The sequence below is a fragment of the Croceicoccus sp. genome (assembly GCF_983967925.1).
Genome location: NZ_CFETID010000028.1, coordinates 1 through 22546, shown reverse-complemented (window position 1 = coordinate 22546; position 22546 = coordinate 1). Strand labels below are relative to the sequence as shown.

The following is a 22546-nucleotide window of genomic DNA, read 5'->3' as shown; positions in this document are numbered from 1 at the left end:
TCAGCCATGCCCAACGTCCTCCTGCTGGGCGGCACGACAGAGGCCAGCGCGCTTGCCCGCCTGCTTGGCGCGCGGGGCATTGCGACGACGCTCAGCTATGCCGGACGGACCGAAAACCCCCGCGCTCAACCGGTGCCGGTGCGTGTCGGCGGGTTCGGCGGTGTGGCGGGGCTGGCCGATTATCTGCGCCACCACCGCGTGACTCATCTGGTGGACGCGACCCACCCCTTTGCCGCAACGATGAGCAGCCATGCCGTGGAGGCGGCCCGCCTGGCCGGAGTGCCTCATGTAGCGCTGACCCGCCGGGCGTGGCAACCGGTCGCCGGAGACCGCTGGACCCGCGTTGCCAGCATCGACGGTGCGGTGGCAGCGCTGGCCGGGCACTCCCGCCGCGTAATGCTGGCGCTGGGCCGGATGCATGTGGCAGCCTTCGCTGCCCAGCCGCAGCATCATTATCTGTTGCGCTTTGTCGATGCGCCAGACCAGCCGCCGGGCTTGCCCCATCACACCCTGATCGTCGATCGCGGGCCGTTCACCGCCACAGGCGACAGCGCATTGATGGAGGCGCACGCCATCGATCTGTTGGTGTGCAAGAACGCTGGCGGGCAAGGCGCAGAGGCCAAGCTGATCGCCGCACGGGATCTGGGCCTGCCGGTCCTGATGATTGATCGCCCTGCCGTTCCGGGCCGGGCCGAATGCTATCGCCCGGAAGATGTACTGGTCTGGCTGGGTCATGACGCCGAACCCAAGGCCGAACGCGACGTGTAGAGGATCGGACCGAGCTTTCGCCCACTTGGCCGTTCGATGATCCGCGTCAGGCTTGATCCGACGATCACCATGGTCCGCATGTCGGCCATGTCTGCACGGGCCTGACCCAGCGGTACGATCCGCAATTGCTCGTCGGGCGTCGATACGGCGCGGGCGAACAAGATCGGGCGATCCGGGCCGCACACTTCGCGCAGCAATTCCAGCACACGTTCGAAACCTTCGGGCCGGGCTTTTGACCTCGGGTTGTAGAAGGCCATGGCAAAGTCCGCCTCTGCCGCCAGCCGCAACCGTTTTTCGATCAAATTCCACGGCTTGAGATTGTCCGACAGATTGATCGCGCAAAAATCATGACCCAGCGGCGCCCCCGCCCGCGCGCTGGCGGCCAGCATCGCGGTGATGCCGGGCAGCACCCGGATGTCGAGATCGCGCCAGTGGGCCGGGCCTGCCTCCAGCGCCTCGAACACGGCGGCGGCCATCGCGAAAACGCCCGGATCGCCCGATGATACCACCACCACGCGCCGCCCCTGCGCCGCGAGTTCCAGCGCATGGGCGGCCCGGTCCAGCTCCACCCGGTTATCGGACGGATGCAGTGTCAGCCCGGCGCGCGGGGCGATCCGGGCGACATAGGGAATATAGCCGATGACATCGCTTGCCCCGGCCAGAGCGGCGGTGACTTCGGGCGTAATCAGCGCCTCGTCGCCCGGCCCCAGACCGGCGATGGCCAGCCAGCCGCTCATGGCCCCGGCACTCATGGCCGGCGCCCCTGGCCGTGAATCAGCAGGATCGAGAAATAGGGCGTGACCGTTTCGGCCTCGATCAGCCGCGTGACCCGCTGACCTGGCATGGCGGCATGTTCGACCAGCCATGCCGCATCCTCGCGCCCGGCAGCGGCCACCGCGCGGCGCAGTTTGGGCAGGTTGCGCCCGATCTTCATCACCACCAGCGCATCTGTATCGCGGATGCGTCGCACCAGTTCATCCTCGGGCAGGGTCGCCATCGCGATGGTCAGCACATCGTCGCCCCAGGTGATCGGGATGCCGGTTGCGTTCCACGCCCCGGCCATGCCGGTGATACCCGGAACCACTGCCACCGGAACCGTGCCCGCCAGCCGGGTGTGCAAATGCATGAATGAACCGTAGAAAAACGGATCGCCCTCACACAGCACGACCACGTCTTCGCCTGCCTGCGCCAGCATGACCAATCGCTGCGTGCATTCGGCATAGAAAGCGGAAAGACAGTCGTTGTAGCGCGGGTCGGATAACGGAATCTCGGTCGTCACCGGATATTCCATCGGGATTTCGATCACGTCGGGGCGCAGCATTCCTTCGACAATCCGCCGCGCCTGTCCTGGTCGCCCGGCCTTGCGGAAATAGGCCACGTGGCGGGCGCCACGCACCAGCCGGTCAGTGCGAACGCTCAACAGATCGGGCGCACCCGGACCCAAACCCACGCCGTGGATCGTCCCGCAGGAAAGGGCCGCGCTCATTCGGTGCCGCTCGCCAAAGCGTTGATCGCAGCAACCGTGATCGCGCTGCCGCCCAGCCGCCCTTCAACGATGCAGCACGGCACCGGCGGCGCGGCCCATAACGCGGCCTTGGATTCGGCCGCGCCGACAAAGCCCACCGGACAGCCGATGACCGCCGCAGGGCGCGGGCAATCGGGATCTTCCAGCATATTCAGCAGATGGAACAGCGCGGTTGGCGCGTTGCCGATGGCCACCACCGCGCCTGCCAGATGCGGCCGCCACAGTTCCAGTGCGGCGGCAGAGCGGGTGTTACCCATTGCCCGCGCCATGTCGGGCACTTGCGGCGCATTCAGGGTGCAGATGATCTGATTATCAGCAGGCAGCCGCGCACGGGTGATCCCTTCGGACACCATCCGCGCATCGCACAGCACCGGCGCGCCAGCGGCCAGCGCCGCCCGCGCCGCACTGGCAAAGCCGGGTGAGAAGCGGATATGCGCGGCAAGGTCCACCATCCCGGCGGCGTGGATCATGCGCACCGCCACCGGTTCCTCATCAGCGAAAAAGGGCGCCAGATCGGCTTCGGCGCGGATCATGGCGAAAGACTGGCGATAGATGGCCGCGCCATCGGTTTCATAGATATGGGGCATCAAGCGGCTCCGAAATGGGCGAGAAGCTCGGCTGGGCTGAGCGCAGAGCGAACTGGCAACGCACCGGCGGGTGCGTTCAGGGAAAGATCGAACAGGCCATCGCGGCCGGTCAGCGTGACATCGGCGGCGCGCTGGCGGGCGCAGCCCTTGGCACAGCCCGAAACATGCAGCCGCCCGGCGACATGCGGTGCAAGGCGGCGGGCAAGATCGCGGGTTTCAACCGAGGCCTGCGGGCAGCAGGGCGCGCCGGGGCAAGCATCGACATGCAGCAGCGGGTCGGCAGGATTATCGATCAGCCCACCGGCGCAAACGGCAGGCGCGCCTTCCACCAGCAGCACACGCCACGGCGTGATCCGCACCGCTGCGGCGGGCGATGCTTCCACCATCCCGGCCAGTATCCGCGCCTCTATCCGGCCAAACGGCAAGCCATAGGCCCAACTCCCATCACGGAGGCCCAGATCATGAAGGCCCGGCACGATGCAAGCAGCCGACGGCGCGGGCAGAATGTCGCCACAGGCCCATTCGGGCAGGACCAGCCGGTGTCGCGCCATGCGCCCCGCTTTCGCGCCGCCGCTGGCCGCAAACCAGTGGGCGAGCGCGATCAGCGCGTCCACTTCCCTGCCAGCAGCAACCGCCATACCGGTGGCGCGGCCATCGGCGCGCAGGATCAGACCGCCATCGCCGCCGCGCTCAATGCGGAAATCGCCCGCCTCGCCACCCAGAATGCAGGTCTGACCGGCATCGATGGCAAAGCCCACTTTACCGAGCAGATCGGGCAACTCATCCAGCCGGGTCAGCAACGCGCCCGCAATGCGATGGCTGTCATCACCGACCCGCCAATCCGGCGCGACCAGAATGTTGCGCCGCTGTTCGATGACAGGGTCAGGGTCCACCAGATCCAGCACCAGCAACCGGTCGAGCAGCGCCTGCCAGCCAGTTTCAGGCACCCCGCGAAGCTGGAGATTGGCGCGGGCGGTCATGTCGATCAGGCCATTGCCGTGCACCACGGCGGCATCGCACAGGCCCAGCACTTGCGCCCGCGTCAGGCGGCCAAGCCGAGGCTTTACCCGCACCAGCAGCCCGTCGCCCGCCATCATCGGGTGCCAGGCATCGGGGCACCAGCCCTTCACCGCAAAACTGCTCATGCCCTGTCCTCAAGCCTTGGCAGGCTGGCGAGGATGGAATTGCGCCGGGTCTGCCACAGCCCGGCGGCATGGAGCGCGGCAAAGCGGGCTTCCATCGCCGCCAGCGCAGCCGGATTCTCGCGTTCAAGAAATGCGCGAACATCGGTCTGGCCCAGTGTCGCGTCGTGATAAAGGTCGAACAGATGCGGCGGTACGCTGCCTGAAAGGTGCGCAAAGGCACCCATATGGTCCAGCGTCGCGGCCAGTTCTGCCCCCCCGCGAAAGCCGTGCCGCATCATGCCCGCCACCCAGCCTGGGTGCGCCGCGCGGGCGCGGACCACGCGGGCGATCTCTTCGGTCAGGGTGCGCGCAACGGTGCGCCCCGGATCGCGATTGTCGAGGTGGTAGAGCGCCGCCGAACCACCGATCAGCGCCTTGGCAGCGGCAAAGCCCGCCTCGTGCGCGGCATAATCGGCGGCCAGCAGCAGATCGGTTTCGGGCAAGTCTTGAAGATGGACAAAGGCGTCCGCTCCTTCAACACGCTGGCGCAGGCCGTCAGGATCGGCAAAGGTTCCGATCGCATCGGAGGCTGCGTCAAACGCATGGTCCGATGCCGCCAGCCATGCCTCACCAGCAGCGCGCCGGGCCGCTTCAGTATAGACCTCGGCTGCATCGCCAAGACCCAGTCCATAGCTGCCGGGGGCCGGGCCATAGACGCGCGGTGCCGCAGCCTGCCCTGCAAACGGGTTCCAGTCCGCCGGTTCATCGCGCAAACACAGCGCGCGCACCGCTTGGCCAAACAGTATCGGCAGCGCAGGAAAGGCATCGCGGAACAGGCCGGAAATCCGCAACGTCACATCGATACGCGGCCGGTCCAGCAGCGCCAGCGGCAGGATTTCGATGCCTGTTACCCGTTCGGACGCGGTGTCCCACAGCGGCTTTGCGCCCAGCAGGTGCAGCGCCATGGCGAATTCCTCGCCCGCCGTGCGCATCGTGGCCGATCCCCACAGATCGACCACCAGCCCGCGCGGATAATCGCCGTGATCCTGCAGATGCCGCCGGATCAGCTCCTCTGCCAGTGTCACCCCTTGGGCATGGGCCGCGCGTGAAGGCACGGCGCGCGGGTCTATCGCATAAAGGTTTCGCCCGGTTGGCAGCACATCGCTGCGCCCGCGAAAGGGGGAGCCGGAGGGACCGGGCGGAACGCGGCGTCCGTCGAGTGCCGCCAGCAATCCGGCCCGCTCGGCTGCGCCCTGATCTCCCCGCCCGAACACATGCAGCCCGTCACCGAACTGGCTGTCCTTTACATCGCAAACGAAGCGGTCGATCCGGGTGATCGCCTCGACCAGCGTGGCCGCGTCATCAAGGCCCAGTTCCGCCTCAAGTCCCAGCACGCGCGCTTCGTCGCGGATGTTCACTTGCAGACGGTCGCGGCGGGCCGGGTCCAGCCCGCCAGCGTTGGAGAATTCATCCAGCAGCGCCTCGATCCGGGCCAGCCCCGCACCGCTTTGCGTTTGCACCAGTGGCGGGGGAACGTGCCCGATCGTAACCGCGCTGATCCGGCGCTTGGCCTGCGCCGCTTCGCCGGGATCGTTGACGATGAACGGATAGATCACCGGCATCGCGCCGGTCAGCGCCTCGGGCCAGCAAGCATCGGACAGCGCGACTGATTTGCCCGGCAGCCATTCCAGTGTGCCATGTGCGCCGATATGCACCAGCGCGTCCACGCTTCGCTGGCGCAGCCACAGGTAGAACGCCACATAGCCATGGCGCGGGCAGCGGGACAGGTCGTGATAGTCGCCGTCGCGATGGGCGCGTTCGCCGCGTTCGGGCTGCAAGGCTACCAGCGCGTTGCCGATGGGCAGCGCGGCAAAACGGAACGCGCCATCGGCGGCGGCAGCATCGGCTTCCGGCTCGCCCCATGCGGCGAAAAGTTCAGCGCGCAGGGTATCGGGCAGTGCTGCCAAAGCCTTGCGGTACTCTGCCATCGGCCAGTGCTGATGTGTGCATTGAAGGAGCGCTGCCAGTCCGGCCTGCGCGTCAGTGGCATATCCCGCCTCGGCCAGATCGGCCAGGATCGCCTCGGCAGAAGCCAGCGCATCCAGCCCCACGGCGTGGGCCATCTGGTATGTCTTGCCGGGATAAGTAGACAGGACCAGCGCAACCCGCCGTTCTGCAACCGGCGTTTGGGCAAGTGCGATCCAGCCCGCCACCCGCGCGGTGATCGCCCCAACCCGGCCTGCATCGGCGCGATGGATGGTGCGGGCAAAGCCAAGCGCGGGATCGCGCGTCCCCGCCTCCTTGAAGCTGGCGACGCCTGCAAACACCCGCCCGTCAATTTCGGGCAAGACCACGTGCATGGCAAGGTCTGCCGGGGAAAGCCCGCGCGAAGCCGCTGCCCATCCCGCGCGCCCGGACGTGGCCAGCGCCAGCTGAAACACGGGAACGCCCGCGCCATCAAGCGGGGTGGCGCCGTCATCGCCCCGCGCGGAAAAAGCGGTAGCGTTGATGATCGCTGCCGGGCCAAGCCCGCGCACCCAGCGGTCCACCTGTTCGCGCACCTGCGGGGCTTTCAGCGAGGGGACGAAGATCGACAATGCATCGAAACCGCGCTGCTCGAACGCGGTATGCAGGGCGGCAAACGGGTCCAGATCGTGGGCGGTCAGGTAAGAACGATAGAACACGATCAGGACCAGCGGCCTTGCGGGATCGCGCGCAAAGGCTTCAAGATCGATCACGCCCCGGCCGGGATGCCAGCCTCCCGCCATCAGCAGCGGATCGAATGTCCGGGCGGGGGCATCAATCAGCCCCGCCAGCTGCGACAGCGCGGCAAGCGCCGCCTGCGCCGCCCTTGCACCGCCAGCATCGCACCACTGCGCAAGTTCGCGCAACGCGGTCACCGGCACGGTCGAGGCCGCATCCAGCCGCGCATCCTCAAAGCCGTCGCCGGGCAGCACGGCCAGCACGATCCCGCGCGACCGGGCCAGCGCCTCGACCTGTTGCAGCCCGTAGCTCCAATAGGGCGTGCCGCCGATCAGCCGGATCAGGATCGCCTTTGCGCCCGACAGCGTCCGCTCGGCATACGTGTCGACCGACAGCGGATGCATCAGCGCCGCCAGATTGGCGAGCCGCAGCGAAGGAAATGTCGCATCGTCTGCACGGGCCTGATGCCATGCCGCCGCGAACGCCCCCAGATCGCTGTCCGAAAAGGACAGGACCACAAGATCCGCGGGCTCTTGCCCCAGATCCTGCGGGACGGCGGTTTCCTCCATCCCGTGCGTTTCGCGGAAAATGACGTGCATGGCCCGCGCCTTACGCCAGCAGCACCGCGCGAATGGCATCGGCGTCGACGTGATCGTGCTCGGCAATGGCGACCAGCGTGGTGCGGCGCGGCTCGTCAGGGCGCCACGGGCGATCGTACTGGTGCCGCACCCGCGCGCCCACCGCCTGCACCAGCAGCCGCATCGGCTTTCCCGCAACGGCGGCATAGCCCTTTACGCGCAGGATATGGTGATCGCGGGCCAGCGTCTCGATCCGCGCGACCAGCGCCGCCGGATCGGCGATCTCGCCCCATTCGATAACGGTGCTGTCAAAGTCGTCGTGTTCGTGATCATCCTCACCATCATGGTGCGATGGGCGCGCGGCGATGTCGTCCTCGGCTGCGGCATCAAGCCCCAGGATCACACGCGGATCGACCACGCCTTCGGTCAGTTCTATCACCGGAACCGGGCGACTAAGCTCTGCCGCGATGATCGCGCGCGCGGCGGCTACGCCTTGGGGTCCGGCCAGATCGACCTTGGTCAGCAGGATCATGTCGGCGCAGGCCAGCTGATCCTCGAACACTTCCGACAGCGGCGTCTCGTGATCGATGCTCGGATCGGCGGCGCGCTGGGCGTCAAGCGCTGCCACATCGGGCGCGAACCGGCCTGCCGCGACCGCTTCGGCATCGGCCAGCGCCAGCACGCCGTCCACGGTGATCCGGCTGCGGATCGCAGGCCAGTCGAACGCCTTGAGCAGCGGCTTTGGCAACGCCAGACCCGATGTCTCGATCAGGATGTGATCGGGGCGCGGATCAAGCGCCAGCAGCTTTTCCACCGTCGGGATGAAATCGTCCGCCACGGTGCAGCAGATGCAGCCATTGGCCAGCTCTACGATGTTTTCCGCCGGGCAATCAGGAATGGCGCAGGACTGCAGAATCTCGCCATCCACACCCAGCGAACCGAATTCGTTGACCACCACGGCCAGCCTGCGGCCACCGGCATTGTGGATCAGGTGGCTGATGAGCGTGGTTTTCCCCGCGCCCAGAAAGCCCGTGATGATGGTGACCGGCACCTTGGACAGGGACGCCTTGGACAGGTCTGGCATAGTAACTTCCCCGCGCGCCAGAGCGAGACACGGCGGGGCTTGCCGGACAAGTCCGGTCGGCGCGCGACGACGGGCGGGCGCGACAAAGCACCCGTAACCACGCAACCCGTGCAGCCCCAGCCACACAGCTTCGTCGCTCAGACGGAGAGTTACCGTGCCGTGACCATCCCCTGGATCAGGCAAGAGCGACCGGTGCGCCGGCAGGTCTCCTGGCTCGCGGGTCACAGCTTGATGCACGCCTTCCCAGACTTGGCGCTTGCGCGCTGCCCAGTGGCTGCTCCTGAATTCAGGAGCATGTGCATCGCGCTATCCGCTTACAGTTGCAGGGACAGCCACGGATTTGGGAGCACGCTCCCGCACCGCATTCCCGATTAAGCCCCTTGCGGGGCACCGGCGCGATCATTGAAGGGCGGGTTACCCCGATCCTTCACCGCGCGCTCTAGACGAAAATGCCAGCCAAGCCAATTGATGATGTTGCTTCACGCAACGTGGACGGTCAGGCACCGACCGAAACCTCGATTTCATCGAACCGCTTCCATCGATAGATCGCGTAACTCGCCAGCCAGCAGAACACGAAAAGACCGATGATGGCGAAGCCCAGACCATTGAAATTTTCACCCAGTTCAATGGCGATCCGCCATGGCGCACCCGTAAGGGCCAGCTTGTCGCCAATCAGGGCCAGCGTTTCGATTCCACCAATGACAATCGCCACGATGGCCGAGATCAGGGTGATGGTGATGTTGTAGTAGAGCTTGCGGATCGGCTTCACGAAGGCCCATTCATAAGCGCCCAGCATCACCACGCCGTCCGCCGTATCGATGAGGGCCATACCGACCGCGAACAGGGCGGGCAGGACCAGGATTGTCCCGATCGACAGGCCATCGGCGGCCTGGCTGGCCGACATGCCCAGAATGGCAACTTCGGTTGCTGTATCGAACCCAAGCCCGAACAGAAACCCCAGCGGGGCCATATGCCAGCTTTTGTTCACGAGGCGGAACATCGGCCTGAACAGTCTGGAAAGCAGACCGCGCCCACCCAATAGCAGATCAAGATCGTCCTCGGCATAGCTGCCGCCTGCACGAACATGGGCAAAAGTCCGCCAGACAGAGCGCAGGATGACCAGGTTCATGCCGGCGATCGTGAACAGGAAAAGCGCGGAAATCACGGTTGCAATCACGCCACCGATTTCCTTGAAGGCGCCGAACTGCGACAGCGCGCTGGCCGTCACCGCAATGATGATCGATGCTATGGCAATGATTCCGGAATGCCCGATCGCGAACCAGAATCCGACCGAAACCGGGCGCTGCCCGTCCTGCATCAGCTTGCGGGTCACATTGTCAATCGCCGCAATATGATCGGCATCAACCGCGTGACGCAGGCCCAGCCCCCAGGCAAGCACAGCGGTGCCGAGCATTAACGGCTGTGCATGAAACAGGCTGAATGCCCAGACCCAGACCCCAATGTTGGCGGCGATCAATCCGGCAAACAAGGCACCAATTCGTCGGCGCAGAGACAGGGATGGCAGTGACTTCGTGAGGTGCATGATTGGCTCGGCGATTGAGGAATATACAAACGAAGGATGGCGCCGCAGACGTGCTGCAGCGCCGCCCATCAAGGGATTTCGCTAGAAATTGACCTTTGCGCCAATCCTCACAGTTCGAGGCTCGACCACGCGGCTCAACCGGCCTTCCACCGGAGCACCTGCATCGAAGGCGGGGATGTAGGACTCGTAATAATAGGCGATGTCCTTGTCCCGGCTGTCGAAGATGTTCAGCACTTCTCTAAATATCTCGACCTTCTTGCCCTTCCACGCGGCCCGGGCATTCATGACGGTGCTGCCTCGATCCCGGACACTGTTGTCCTCGACAAGCGGAGAAGGTCCAAGGTGGCGCACCCGAATGCTGGCTTCCCAGGGATCAAGAATGATGGCGGCACCGGCTGAAGCCGCGTTCTCAAATGCATTGGGGATGTGATCGCCATTGTCGAAGCGCGCATGGCTGGCGGTATAGTTTCCATCAAGCGCAAGCCAAGGGAACGGCCGCCAGAAGGCGACGATTTCATAGCCATGACGCCCACTGGCACCCGACGGTTCAACAGCATTGGAATCGCCAATGAAACGAAGTTCGCTGCCGACATGCAGCCACCAGTAAGTCGCGGTTAACGTGACCCCGGAGAATTGAATGCGTCCTCCCAGTTCCTTGCCGATGCCGCGAACCAGAACGGGAACAGGCGTGTCCCTGTTGACCGCACCCCGAACATCGTTGGAATGGAATCCACGGCCCCAGTTGGCGTAGAGTTCAAGATGCGGCGTAACCTGATAGGCGATTGACGCCTTGGGAGAGAGAATCGACGCTGAGCCACTGCCTTCGCCCAGCGACGCCGCAACAGAATCTCGTGCACGCACGGAATAGTGATAATAGTCCCCGCGAAGACCACCTGTCACACGCAGTCCCGCCAAGGGTTTCCAAGCGACTTCGCCGTAGAGCGCGGAAGACAATTCCCCGACCCGATAGTGCCCGAGAGATTCAAGAAATGCGCGGGCAGCCGTTCGATCGACACCAACATTCCCGACGGCGTCGTATCTGTTTTCGGTGCCAAGGCTCACAGCCAGACTGTCAGCGATTTCCCAATGTTTTTGTGCGGACAGCCCGAGGACCCAACGCCGGTCGAACTGCTTGATCTGCGCGCTTGTGCCATCCGGATCGGTGTAAGTGGGGTTCGAGAACATCGACCAGTCGTAAAACTGGGCATAGACATTGGCGCGCCATGTCGGTTGCTTGACCGCGATGTTAGCCACCAGGCGCGTCGTCTCACCCCGCGCGGAAGGATCTGGAGAGCAGAACACATCCGCACACAACGCCGTGCCGATAATGCGCTCGGGGATTTGCTCGGTTGGGTGCCATGTCGCCCGGTAGGCATGGAGAGATGCCTCCAATGTGCCCGCACCGGTCGGCATGCTATATTTCGCGAACCCCGAGTAATGGCGCAGACGTTCAGGTTCCTGCCACGGTCCGTCATAGGCCTTGGCCTGGGCGACAAGCGTGAGGTCTCCGCCGCCCAGGTCGTGCAATGTTCCACCCGCAGCGACGCGGCGCCAACCATATGAACCAGTCTCGGCCGATGCCCATGGCCGGTCATAACCCTTGATGGTCGTCATATAGGCTGCTCCCGCCAGAGCGAAATCACCGCCATCGGCGCGGTAGGGCCCTTTACGAAAATCCTCCCGGCCCACGATCTCCGGAATGAGGCCGTTGAGGTCGAGATAGCCATGACCATGTCCGTGGGTACGAAAGTTCATCTGCACATCATCGATATAGGTACTGAAGTCAGACCCATGGTCGAGGTTGAAACCGCGCAGGAAATACTGGTTGGCTTTGCCGCTCCCAGAATGCTGGGCTGCAACCAGCCCGGGCACCGCTTCCAGCAGTTCGGCCACGCGGAGAAGAGGCCGCACGAGGAGATCGGCCCCTCCGACGCTTCCTTCGCTCGCTGATTTGGCAGTGCCGATCATGGCCTCACCGCGACCGAAAACCACAATGTCGTTACCCGCCACGACTGCATCCGCGCTTGTTTGCGATGCCTTTTCAGAGGTTTCGGCAAATGCCGGTTTTCCGATACAGATCAGCGCAAGGGCGCTGCTGGTAGTAATGGTCTTGATCACTAAATAGTCCCCCGGCGTCTTGCGACGTGGCCGGGGCAAACCCGCGCGAACGGGCGACACGCGCGGCGGCCGGACGCCATGGGCGGCCGACGCACGTCTCCGATGCGGCCCCAGCCGCTCGTTCGTCGCTCAGACGGAGTTCACCGTGCCGCAGCCATCCTCTGGACCAAGGCAAGAGCGACCAGACGCCGGCAGGTCTCCTGGCTCACGGGTCACAGCTTGATGCACGCCTTCCCAGACCTCGCATGATTTAGCGTCCGGCCCAGTGGCTGCCCCTTCCAAGAGGAGCGATGTACATCGCGCTATCCGCTTACAGTTGCAGAGACAGCCGCGGATTTGGAAGCAAGCTTCCGCACCGCATTCCCGATTAAGCCCCTTTCGGGGGCACCGGCGCGATCAATGAAAGGCGGACTAGTCTGCCCGTCGATACCTCACCTAACTGAAGTGATCGGAAAAGCCAATAACGCTTGGAGCAGGGATTGAATCAACGATTACTGCATCCCGCGCCACCATTGCCATTGGCACGGCCAGAGCGCACCAACCGCGCGCACTCGATTTGAATGGCGGGTTTTCACTGAACCTATCGTTGGCCATCGGACTCCTGTACGACCGGAAGTGGTCGACAACTGAAGCCTCAAGCGCGGACGGCAGGACGGCGAGAGTCGCCAACAAGGCTGTCGTTCTAAAGATCCATCTGTATCATCGACGGGACCGCGCACCCCAACACGGATAACAGCCTCGATTAGGCTATGTCCTTTCGACGTGGTATTGGAGTGGATCACCTGACCACAAATCCAGGCGTCCTGTGACTGTGGGATGATCGTGCCCGCGCCTGATGCGCGAGGCGAGCAACGATGACAACCCGATCGCCGGTCCGGAGAAACTCCTGATGCAGATCACGCTCCCGGTGCGGACGCTGGACGAAGCGAATCTGCTCGCGCAGGCGATCGTCAACACCATCCCCGAGCCGTTCCTAGTGCTAGATGTCGATCTGCGCGTTCTCGAAGCCAGCCGCTCGTTCTATGAGGTGTTCAAAGTCGAGCCTTCTGAAACCCAAGGAAGGATGCTTTATGCGCTGGGCCACGGGCAGTGGGACATTCCCGCGCTGCGGCTGCTGCTCGAAACTATCCTGCCCGAACGCGTGGAGATGGATGGCTTTGAGGTCGAGCATGATTTTCCCGAAATCGGCAGACGAGTAATGCTGCTCAATGCGCGCAAGGTACTATATGAAGAGAGCGATACGATGGCGATCCTGCTGGCGTTTCGTGATGTGACGGAACGGCGCGCTGCCGAGCGCGACAAGGATGCACTCCTCGCGCGCTCGGAAGAATTACGGCGCCAGAACGACGTGCTGCTGCAGGAGATGAAGCACCGCGTCGCCAACAGCCTGCAAATCATCGCGAGCATCCTGCTACTCAAGGCACGATCAGTGAATTCGGATGAGACCAGCTTTCACCTGCGGGACGCGCATCAGCGGGTCATGTCGGTCGCTGCAGTGCAGCGCTATCTCGACATGACCGACGGCGTCGATCAGATCGAAGTCGGCAATTACCTTATGAAACTGTGTGCAGGGTTGGGTTCATCAATGATCAGCGCCGACCAGCCAGTCGAGATTAAGGTCTCATCGGACGACTGCATGATCCCATCGTCGGACGCCGTGAGTATAGGCCTTGTCGTCACCGAACTGGTTATCAATGCGATCAAATACGCATTTCCGAATGCCGACAGCCACAACCAGATCACTGTCTGCTACCATATCGTAGATGGGTTGTGGACGCTGGCCGTGACCGATAATGGTGTGGGCCGACAAGATGCCGGGATGCCCAAAGCTGGCGGCGGCCTCGGCACGAACATCGTTGCCGCGCTCGCCAGCAGCCTGAACGCCGTAGTCGTGATGGGAGATGCCTCTCCTGGCTTCTCGGTCACGATCCGGCATCAGCCGCCATTGTCCAAAAGCCCAGCGGATCGCACATGACTGGCAGTGTGTTTCCGGACCATGTTGTCGCCCTGTTCGGAAAAAACACGCCGATTGCCTCGGTCCCGAAGTTCGTGAGCGCGACGAAGGCTCAAGATGATCGCAATTGGCAGGTTCCGGCACAAACAGACCTTCCCACCGAAGCCCTGAACGGCGTAAGTTTGGTCGCCTGCTGCCGGAAGCGGAACGCCGAATCGTGGGACTTAACGGCCATTCCCGCCTGACGAGTTCAGCGGCCGGTTCAATGTTAAAACCCGCCACTCTGCCGTCTCCGCGCTGGACATGAATTGCGGCTGCTATTGGGCCGGTTTGTTGAATGGCAGGTTCTGGCTGGGCAAAAGGCCAAAGCCGAAGCTCAGTTTTCGGGCCAGCGGATTATCGTTGTCACCGCAGGACAGGTCATGTTCTCAAAATGCAAGGGCAAAGGACGGCCGATGCTGCCCCTGTTTTCTCTGCACTTTCTTTTCTTCAAATTTGAGGCATGGAATCCTGAGGTAGCATCCATTTTTCAATAATTTACATCAATGAGCGAAATTTGGCGGACTGAGCAACATCGCCTTGGCTATCGCACGCAGCCCGAACTCGCGGATATTCGGAAAGGTGCTTTGAATGCCCCTTTATTTGGCGAGAGCAGCGCCCGTAACCTCGATTCCGGCGCCCGGTTGTCCTGACGGCACGGTGAAGCCAAACGTAGCACCGATTTCCTGTGCAACGGGGCCAAAGAAGCGAGCTGAAATCGTCCCCCAGTTGGTCCCGTTTTTTGTTAGATCTGCTGTCACCGGATAGCCGTTTATGATAGTAGTGGCGAAGTTGAGAGTGCCGAAATTCTGTGTGTTCGAACCAGATTGGCCTTGAATGTTCAGTGCGCCACTCAATGATGCGGCGGAAAAGTTCGCGTCGAAACGGGACGTTCCGGTGACCTTGTAAACCGCATTTCCGGCAGCATCTATGCCTGTGCCGTAAGCAACGCCAGAATAGCTTGCGGTTCCTTTTCGCGCATAAACGATTCCTGTATCGGTTGGAATACCATAGACCGTGTAGATATTGTAACGATTGGCCGCATTAAGTATTTCAAGAAGTTCGTTAAAATGAGCGAAGCTCGTGTATGTGAAAACCAATTCGCTGCTAGAACTACTTGGTTTGTAAAAGTCTGCGGTAACTGTGAAGCCGTCTACGGACTTGCGGTAGGTGACGAAATAGGGCGCACTAGGCGCAATCTTGTCGGATGCCGCGATCGACCCATTAGCCATGTCTGAGCGAGGGCCAGAAAAGGAGATTGAACCGTCAGTCCGGATTGTCAGCTGTCCATTGCCTGATCCGATTTGGGAATTCTGACCACTGTTGACCAGTTCAACCCAATGGTTCGACGTGTAAAAAAGTTCGTCTACCACAAAATTCGTCAGCGCCAGATTTGCAGAAATTGGGCCATTTGACTTTGTACCAATTAGGCCCCCGGTCGCCGAGCTCCCGTCCACACCTGCTGTAGTGAATGTCGCTCCCACCTCATTTGCTGTCGGGCCGTAAAAACGACCATCGACTGAACCCTGAGACCGGCTATTTGATCCGCCGTAAGCTGCAAAACCGGAAAATGTGCCATCACCCGCCGAAAGTCTTCCAGCGAGGACCACATTAATACCGCCGCCCGAAGCACCTGCGCCAGATACCAGCTCCCTTTCGGTGACCGGCGTGACGGAATTGAAGGCACCAGTGAGAAAATCTACGTTGAAATTGCCGGTGCCAGAGAATGAACGCGGCTGAGTCCCAGGTTTGGTCGTGACACCAAATACGTCGGTAAGGAATGCTGCCGTTCCCACACGGGGAATGGCGGGAGATGCGGTCTCAATTCCGTAGGTGAACATGTCCAGTGTGGTATCCTGGACGTTTCCGCTGACTCTGTTGCGCTGCCACAGGCCCCGGCCCACATAGCGAGGCCCGGTCCCGCCAAAGCTAGGTGCCCAAAGAGTCAGGAAATCACGACCGGCGGTCTCAGTTTTCGAGAATACAGCTTGTCCTTGCTCGCTAGAAGTGATGTCCGATGGGCTAAAGGTTTGGCTGCGTCCGCCCGTGCTTATGGTATAGGTGCCCCCCGTCGCATCATAAGTGATCGACAGCGGTGCGCTGGCCGAACTGCCGGAGTTGGTATTCGAGCTGCTCAAATCGAATTGCGCGGTTTGCGTTGCTGCAATGTTTGTGAATGACTGAGTTGCTGTCAGAGGTTCAAGAGACACATTGGTTGGCGTTGGCGTTGGCGTTGGCGTTGGCGTTGGCGCGGGAGTGGGAGTGGGCGCAGGGACCGGCGTGCTGTTAACGCCGCCGCCGCATGCCGAGAGCATGAACGCCAGAGTCATGGCGGATGTCGTTGCCTTTATGGCGTTTTGATTGGTCTGCACTGATTTTCCCTGTCAAAATGCTGAAGTCACGCCGAATTCGGCGGCGCGGCGACTGAAATCGTAGATGCCCACGGCGGAGCGGTTGCGTTCAGCGCGAACGCGCGCGTAGGGCGCCAGACCCTTCCATTGGATGGCGCGGAAGGTTGCTCCAAGGCCGATGCTGAAACGGTCATCGACGCGCTTCGCCGGATAGAGGAACAGCCGCGCGTCAGCGGTCAAGCGCGAATAGCTGCCGTCGAGCACCAGCGTGGTCCGGCCCCATTCCTTGAAAAAAAACCTGACGTGCCGCGTGTCCAATCGGACCAGCCCGGATCTCTCGCCGCCGTCCGGCTTACGCGGATTTGCAGTCCGCCACCAAAGCTGGCACTGAATGCTCGGTCAACGGCAACGGTCCCGGCGTAAACGGTCGAATCTTGAAGATTGTTGCGCAGGTTTTTCAGCCGGGAGAATGCGCCCTCATTCCTGATCTGGGTGCGTTTGCCGAGTGGGTGCTGGAAGACGGCCGATCCGCCCCAGCCGCGCGAAAGCGGTTCCTGCCCGTACCAGCGCCATGATGGCCCCGCCGACAGCGTTAGCCTGTCAGCCCCGGAAACAAGTTCCGGCCCGACCTGAAAAGCCAGAGCATAATCGTCAAATTCATGAGCGCGGTAGAAATCACCGCTGCCCGAAACACGCGCCAGCAAGCGCGCCTTGACGCCCAAGGGCAGACGCGCATAGGCTTGGACTCGTGTGGCAACACCAAGCCCCGACTTTGCCCGCGCATCATCGCTCAACGTGAAATCGCCCAAGACGGTGCCGAGCGTGTCAGACCGTGTGGCGCGGTTGACATTGCTGTCTGGCGCAATTGCAACTTCAAGGCTTCCTCCCAACGGCTTAGCCGCTGCCAAAGCCGAAGCGTAGAAACGGACAGCGCGTTCGACGTCCGGCGGAAGCTGGCCACCGGCCTGCACTGCCCGGAACTCTCGTTCTGCTGCCCCGAAGCGGCCAAGCACCGTGTTCATGCGCGCAAGTTCGAGACGAACGCGAGGCGCATTGGGCTTTTCATCGAGGATGCGGCGCAGTTCGACAGCAGCGTCACGCGGGCGGGCCATCCTATCGGCGAGCATCATCGCCAGACGAAAGCGCGCCTCGGTCCGCAATTCTATATCAGGATTGGTGGCCAACGCCCGATAAGCAATTTCGGCCGTGGCGAAATCGCCCGCATCGCGCGCGTTGTCAGCAACACCGAACAGTTGGGTGGGCGTCACCTGAACGGAAGTGATCGGAGTACTAGTTGATGATTCGGGAATGACTTCCCTGCGGTGCAGGTCGCTAGCCTTCGCCGACGCGTTCATGGCCAAGCCTGTGGCTGACAAGCTAGCCAAGTATAAATATAGTTCCACATGCTGTGTTTAAGCAGCGTGCGGCGACAGCACAATATCTTTGGCGTGAGTTTCTAACATTGTACCGATTTACTTGCAGCTCTGGCAGAGCCACGCAAAAGTTTCCTAATTCCGATGGCCAGGCTCGGTAGAACGCCTCAGCATCAAATTGCCAGAATGCCGTACGTTCTCATGACTGCTGTCGATCCCGCGTTCGAACAGCAAATCCTCGACATTCTGCAGCGACAGCGGAAACCGCACATACATCATCACCACGAGGGGGACTACCTCCGGCGAAGAGTTTAAACAGCGGAACGGGCTGGCTGGCTTGCGAGGACGGGGCATCTCACTGCCCTGCCTCGGCCCACCTTACCAAGTGGTACATTTGCCCCGACAATGCCATCTAAACGGCAACTGCGCCCTTGTGGCGAACGCCCCGATGGGTACTCAGGACATTACCCTTACGATCAAGTTCGATTGCTCGATCTTCATTGGCACCGCCACCATCAGGGCACGCGGCGCTTTCCCGATCAAAGGCGCCAAGACCGGCCGAAGGGGTTTCGCAGCTCCAGTTATGCCCACCGCCGACGCTCTGTAGCACTTGCTTGTGTATCTAGAAACGGTCGTTTGTCGAACGCTATTGGGCTGCCAGAACGGGCAGCGCGCGTCAGCAATTAAGGCTTGCCCTATGAACAGCGTAGTTCGGCGCACTGCTGCCAGACAGCTTGGCTAAAAAGGGAATGGCGAGTTTCGGCACGAGCGGCCATTCACATGTCGGTTGAGCAACGACTTGGATTGGTCGGCTGCCGACTTCGCACGAGCGTCAGCTATCTCCGCGAGCTCGCTCCGATCCGGACATTCGCTTAACGGCCCGGCACCGTCATAAACCGGGGGCGAGGGAACGGCGGGTTTCAGGGAATCCGCCCCGTGTCGCGAATGTCCGCAAGGGGGCGACAGCTGCTTAACGGAGCTGTCGTCCACGATCGAAAAGGCGCTGGCCGTCTGGACGCAATGCTCCGGTCGGATCCACGAAGCGGTAGAGAGTCTGGCGTGTCACGCCCATTTCCGCGCAAAGATCGGCGACCACGGTTTCGGGCTTGCCCATAGCGGCCTGAGCAAGGCGTAGCTTTGCCAAGGTCATCTTGAATGGCCGGCCGCCTTTTCTACCCCGTGCCCGCGCGGCGGCTAACCCCGCCTTGGTGCGTTCGACGATGAGTTCGCGCTCGAACTCGGCGAGGCCGGCGAAGATCGCGAAGATCAGCCGGCCATTGGCGGTGGTGGTGTCGATCGACGCACCTTCACCCGCCAGCACCTTGAGCCCAATACCGCGCTTGGTCAGGTCGCCAACCGTGTTGACGAGGTGGCGCAGATCGCGGCCGAGCCGGTCGAGCTTCCAGATCACGAGCGTGTCGTCGCGGCGCAGCGCCTTCAAGCACGCGTCCAACCCCGGTCGCTTGTCGAGCCGACCCGACGCGGCATCCTCATAGATATGTTCGGGATCGACGCCGGCCGCGATCAGGGCGTCGCGCTGGAGGTCATGGACCTGGCTGCCGTCCGCCTTGGACACCCGCGCGTAACCAATCTGAGTTGTCACATATACGTCCGTTTATGGAGCGCAGCAGCCGACTGCCTGCTGCCATAGCCGAGGATGTCACATAATCCGTCATGCTGTCTATGATCGATAAACGGTGTTCAATATGAATAAGTGACACCTCGAAATCGGGAAGCGCATATGGCGGGCAAAACGATCCTCACCCCCGGTCAGCGAGACGCCCTGTTCGATCCGCCGACGGAACCCGACATCGTCGAGCGGCTCTACACACTCGGCAGCAACGAACTCGCAGAAATTTTCCGCAGACGTCGCCCTGCCAACCGGATCGGTTTTGCCGTCCAGCTTTGCTACCTGCGCGCGCCAGGCCGCCCCCTGCGTGCCGATGAAATTCCGCCGATGCCGATGTTGGTGTTGCTCGCCGAACAGCTTGCATGCGCCGTCAGCGATTTTGCCCTCTACGCTGATCGGCTGCCGACGCTGCGGGAACACCGCGCCCAAGCCGAAGCTTGGCTGGGCATGCGCCCTTTCATGACTGCGGATCGGCGTGCCCTTTTCGACATCGCAGTTGAAGTGGCGACTTCAACCGATCGGGGTGGGGCAATTGTCGCAGCGATGGTCCAAGCCCTTCGGGACAACAATGTGACATTGCCCGCCAGTGACACGTTCGAACGTATCGCGTTGGTTGCGCGCGCACGTGCGCGAAAATCTGCGTATGCCGGAATCGTCAGCGAGCTGTCCGCCGAACAAAGCCACAATCTGGTACGACTGCTGGCAACAGACCCTGCCCTCGGTCGGACCACGCTGGCATGGCTGCGTGAATATCCAGAAGCACCCAGCGCCAGCAATCTCGCCGCTGTAATCGAAAGACTGAGCGTCGTGCGCGGGTTGGTCATCGACCCGGCCCGCGCGCGCACCATTCACGCCAATCGCTACGCCGTCATGTCTCGCGAGGCGGCGATCATGAGCGCGCAGCACCTCTCCAGGCTGGACGAGGTACGACGTACTGCCACGCTCTGCGCGTTCGTCATTGAAATGGAAGTGACGTTGACCGACGCCGCCGTATTCATGATGGAAAAGATGGTTGGATCGCTATTCCGCCGCGCGGAACGGTCCCGTTCTGCACGACTGGTCGAAGAAGCGGGTCGCCTGAAGGAAATCGGCAAAATTTACGCGGCGCTCGGGCGGCTGCTGATCGAAGGGCGCTGGAAGCAGGAGGATCCCAGGGACGCGATCGAACGGGAAATTGGCTGGCCGAATATCGAGCGAAGCGTTGAGGAAACCGAGCTTCTTACCCGTGGAAGCGAGCATGGACTGACGGATGTGCTGGAACGGTATCCCATGGTGCGGCGATTTGCCCCGCAGTTTTTAGCGGCATTCACTTTCAAGGCGGCAAAGTCGAACGATCCCGTTCTGGCGGCGGTGGCGGCCCTCATCGAATTGTATCGATCGAACCGGCGCATTCTCCCGCCCGTGGTGCCGCTTGGTTTTCTGCGAGTGCGCTGGCGCAAGCTTGTCCTCGATGATGGGAAGGTGGACCGCCGTGCATACGAGATCGCGGTCATTGTGCATTTGCGGGAACGACTGGGGTCGGGCGCGATCTGGGTTGAAGGCAGCAGGGCCTATCGAACTCTGGCCGACTATCTGTTGCCCAAGCCCACTTTCGAAACCATGCTGCTCGAGCAAAGAGTTCCCGTCGCCATCGACACCTCGTTCCCTGCCTGGCTCGACGATCGGCGCGAGAGGCTCGCTGCCCGGATGGCAGAGGTCAACTCGAAGGCACTGAAGGGCGAATTGCCTGATGTGATCCTTGACGACGGCGGTCTCAAGATTTCTCCGCTCCGTAACGCGGTCCCTGATGAGGCCGAGAACCTAAAGGCACAGCTATACGGCCTGCTTCCCCGCATACGCATCACCGATTTGCTGGCCGAAGTGGGCGTATGGACAGGGTTTGCCGATTGTTTCACGCACGTACGAAACGGGGCACCGTCCCACGATGGGCAAGCGCTGATGGCCGCCATTTTGGCCGATGCCACCAATCTGGGACTGGGCCGCATGGCGGAAAGCTCTCAAGGGTTGACCCACGCACGCCTGATATGGACCGCACAATGGCACATCCGTGACGAGACCTATTCCGCAGCCCTGGCAGCCATCGTCGATCATCATCACGCGTTACCCCATTCGGCAATTTGGGGGCCGGGAACGGGATCATCGTCCGATGGGCAGTTTTATCGAGCGGGCGCCAAAGGTGAGGGCCGCGCGGATTATAATGCCAAATACGGCTCGGAGTCCGGCGTGCTTTTCTACACGCACGTGTCGGATCGCTACGCCCCGTTCTACAACAAAGTCATCGCCGCCAACGCCGGCGAGGCCGCCCATGTGATCGACGGGCTGCTCAATCATGAGAGCCAACTGGAGATCCAGGAGCATGCCACCGACACTGCCGGCGCGGTCGATCATGTGTTCGCCTTGTGCCATTTGCTTGGTTTCCGGTTTGCTCCGCGCATTCGCGATCTCAGCGAGAGGCGGCTCTACACGCTTGCCCAGGGCACCGAATTTGCCGCCCTCGATCAATTGATCGGGGGTGCCGTCAACGTGAAAGCCATCGAGGATGACTGGGCAGAGGTGCTGCACCTCGCTGCATCGATCCGCACTGGCACAGTCAGCGCCTCCGTCATGCTCAAGAAGCTGGCGGGCTATTCGCGTCAGAACTCGCTGTCGCGGGCGCTGCGGGAGATTGGTCGGGTTGAAAGATCGTTGTTCATGCTGGATTGGCTCGATGACATTGACCTACGTCGCCGCACCAACGCCAATCTCAACAAGGGCGAGGCCCGCAACGCTTTGGCCCGCGCTGTATTTTTCAACCGGCTTGGCGAGCTGCGGGATCGGACATTTGAGAACCAGCGCCACCGGGCGTCGGGCCTCAACCTCGTGTCGGCCGCGATAATCCTCTGGAATACCGTTTATCTCGGGCGGGCGGCCGATTATCTGCGCCAGCAAGGCCGTGTCATTGAGGATGAGCTATTGAGCCATGCCGCGCCACTGGGCTGGGAGCACATCAGTCTTACCGGCGATTATCTCTGGAGCGACATGGAATTGCCCGAGGATGGATATCGCCCACTGCGCACGCAAAACAGCCGGTCAGGCGCTTAGCGTACGTTTACGACCAGATTCTGCGATGCCCCCATGCCCAAACGCTACTCAAGGCAATAAGTTCGCTATTTATCATTTCTGAACATTG

Annotated in this window: 16 protein-coding genes, 1 pseudogene and 2 riboswitches; of the genes and pseudogenes, 4 read left to right on the top strand and 13 right to left on the bottom strand. The window is 62.0% G+C overall.

Annotated elements, in window-relative coordinates; genetic code table 11:
* The first annotated feature begins 6 nt into the window (after positions 1-6).
* Positions 7-768: a cobalt-precorrin-6A reductase gene (locus AC4FIJ_RS13800; RefSeq protein ID WP_490337283.1), complete on the top strand. Its 762-nt coding sequence runs from the start codon at positions 7-9 to the stop codon at positions 766-768.
* Here the strand turns inward: AC4FIJ_RS13800 and cobJ are convergent.
* The 8 genes from cobJ to AC4FIJ_RS13760 form a co-directional block, all read right to left on the bottom strand.
* Positions 732-1505: a precorrin-3B C(17)-methyltransferase gene (cobJ, locus tag AC4FIJ_RS13795; protein WP_490337286.1), complete on the bottom strand. Its 774-nt coding sequence runs from the start codon at positions 1503-1505 to the stop codon at positions 732-734. The two genes, AC4FIJ_RS13800 and cobJ, sit on opposite strands and share 37 nt — an antisense overlap.
* An 11-nt stretch (positions 1506-1516) precedes the next feature.
* On the bottom strand, positions 1517-2254 hold the full coding sequence (gene cobI, locus AC4FIJ_RS13790) for a precorrin-2 C(20)-methyltransferase (protein WP_053556447.1): 738 nt from the start codon (positions 2252-2254) through the stop codon (positions 1517-1519).
* Positions 2251-2880 carry a precorrin-8X methylmutase gene (locus AC4FIJ_RS13785; RefSeq protein WP_011444002.1) on the bottom strand — a complete coding sequence of 210 codons (630 nt, stop codon included), beginning with the start codon at positions 2878-2880 and terminating at the stop codon, positions 2251-2253. Before AC4FIJ_RS13785 ends, cobI begins: the two co-directional genes overlap by 4 nt.
* The gene (locus AC4FIJ_RS13780) at positions 2880-4025 is read right to left on the bottom strand and encodes a ferredoxin-like domain-containing protein (protein WP_011444003.1); all 1146 of its coding nucleotides are present in this window, start codon (positions 4023-4025) and stop codon (positions 2880-2882) included. Before AC4FIJ_RS13780 ends, AC4FIJ_RS13785 begins: the two co-directional genes overlap by 1 nt.
* Complete coding sequence (cobN, locus tag AC4FIJ_RS13775) at positions 4022-7306, bottom strand: cobaltochelatase subunit CobN (RefSeq protein ID WP_490337282.1); 3285 nt, start codon at positions 7304-7306, stop codon at positions 4022-4024. The genes AC4FIJ_RS13780 and cobN overlap by 4 nt, the downstream gene beginning before the upstream one ends.
* Positions 7307-7316: 10 nt before the next feature.
* Entirely contained in the window at positions 7317-8369 is a 1053-nt protein-coding gene (cobW, locus tag AC4FIJ_RS13770; protein WP_011444005.1) for a cobalamin biosynthesis protein CobW, read from the bottom strand.
* A gap of 182 nt (positions 8370-8551) precedes the next feature.
* Positions 8552-8779, bottom strand: a riboswitch (cobalamin riboswitch).
* A gap of 86 nt (positions 8780-8865) precedes the next feature.
* Positions 8866-9912 (bottom strand): HoxN/HupN/NixA family nickel/cobalt transporter, encoded by a 1047-nt coding sequence (locus AC4FIJ_RS13765; RefSeq protein WP_083455652.1) that lies wholly within the window; start codon positions 9910-9912, stop codon positions 8866-8868.
* An 81-nt stretch (positions 9913-9993) separates the two neighbouring features.
* Positions 9994-12030 carry a TonB-dependent receptor gene (locus AC4FIJ_RS13760; RefSeq protein ID WP_490337281.1) on the bottom strand — a complete coding sequence of 679 codons (2037 nt, stop codon included), beginning with the start codon at positions 12028-12030 and terminating at the stop codon, positions 9994-9996.
* Between the two features lie 173 nt (positions 12031-12203).
* Positions 12204-12437, bottom strand: a riboswitch (cobalamin riboswitch).
* Positions 12438-12865: 428 nt separating this feature from the next.
* On the opposite strand from AC4FIJ_RS13760, the gene AC4FIJ_RS13755 reads away from it, so the two are divergent.
* Positions 12866-14005 (top strand): sensor histidine kinase, encoded by a 1140-nt coding sequence (locus AC4FIJ_RS13755; RefSeq protein ID WP_490337280.1) that lies wholly within the window; start codon positions 12866-12868, stop codon positions 14003-14005.
* Positions 14002-14229 carry a hypothetical protein gene (locus AC4FIJ_RS13750; protein ID WP_490337279.1) on the top strand — a complete coding sequence of 76 codons (228 nt, stop codon included), beginning with the start codon at positions 14002-14004 and terminating at the stop codon, positions 14227-14229. Before AC4FIJ_RS13755 ends, AC4FIJ_RS13750 begins: the two co-directional genes overlap by 4 nt.
* Before the next feature lie 393 nt (positions 14230-14622).
* Here the strand turns inward: AC4FIJ_RS13750 and AC4FIJ_RS13745 are convergent, their stop codons facing one another.
* The 5 genes and pseudogenes from AC4FIJ_RS13745 to AC4FIJ_RS13725 all read right to left on the bottom strand — a co-directional run bounded on the left by AC4FIJ_RS13745 (position 14623) and on the right by AC4FIJ_RS13725 (position 19350).
* Positions 14623-16395: a transferrin-binding protein-like solute binding protein gene (locus tag AC4FIJ_RS13745; protein ID WP_490337278.1), complete on the bottom strand. Its 1773-nt coding sequence runs from the start codon at positions 16393-16395 to the stop codon at positions 14623-14625.
* A gap of 12 nt (positions 16396-16407) precedes the next feature.
* The gene (locus AC4FIJ_RS13740) at positions 16408-16638 is read right to left on the bottom strand and encodes a hypothetical protein (RefSeq protein ID WP_490337277.1); all 231 of its coding nucleotides are present in this window, start codon (positions 16636-16638) and stop codon (positions 16408-16410) included.
* Positions 16611-17729 carry a tetratricopeptide repeat protein gene (locus tag AC4FIJ_RS13735; protein ID WP_490337276.1) on the bottom strand — a complete coding sequence of 373 codons (1119 nt, stop codon included), beginning with the start codon at positions 17727-17729 and terminating at the stop codon, positions 16611-16613. The genes AC4FIJ_RS13740 and AC4FIJ_RS13735 overlap by 28 nt, the downstream gene beginning before the upstream one ends.
* A 207-nt stretch (positions 17730-17936) precedes the next feature.
* Positions 17937-18101, bottom strand: a pseudogene (locus tag AC4FIJ_RS13730) (IS6 family transposase); the annotation flags it as partial.
* Positions 18102-18717: 616 nt separating this feature from the next.
* Positions 18718-19350 carry a recombinase family protein gene (locus AC4FIJ_RS13725; RefSeq protein ID WP_490337275.1) on the bottom strand — a complete coding sequence of 211 codons (633 nt, stop codon included), beginning with the start codon at positions 19348-19350 and terminating at the stop codon, positions 18718-18720.
* Positions 19351-19488: 138 nt separating this feature from the next.
* Between AC4FIJ_RS13725 and AC4FIJ_RS13720 the strand changes: the two genes are divergently transcribed.
* Positions 19489-22458, top strand: coding sequence for a Tn3 family transposase (locus tag AC4FIJ_RS13720; RefSeq protein ID WP_490337274.1), 2970 nt, complete (start codon positions 19489-19491; stop codon positions 22456-22458).
* Positions 22459-22546 lie beyond the last annotated feature (88 nt).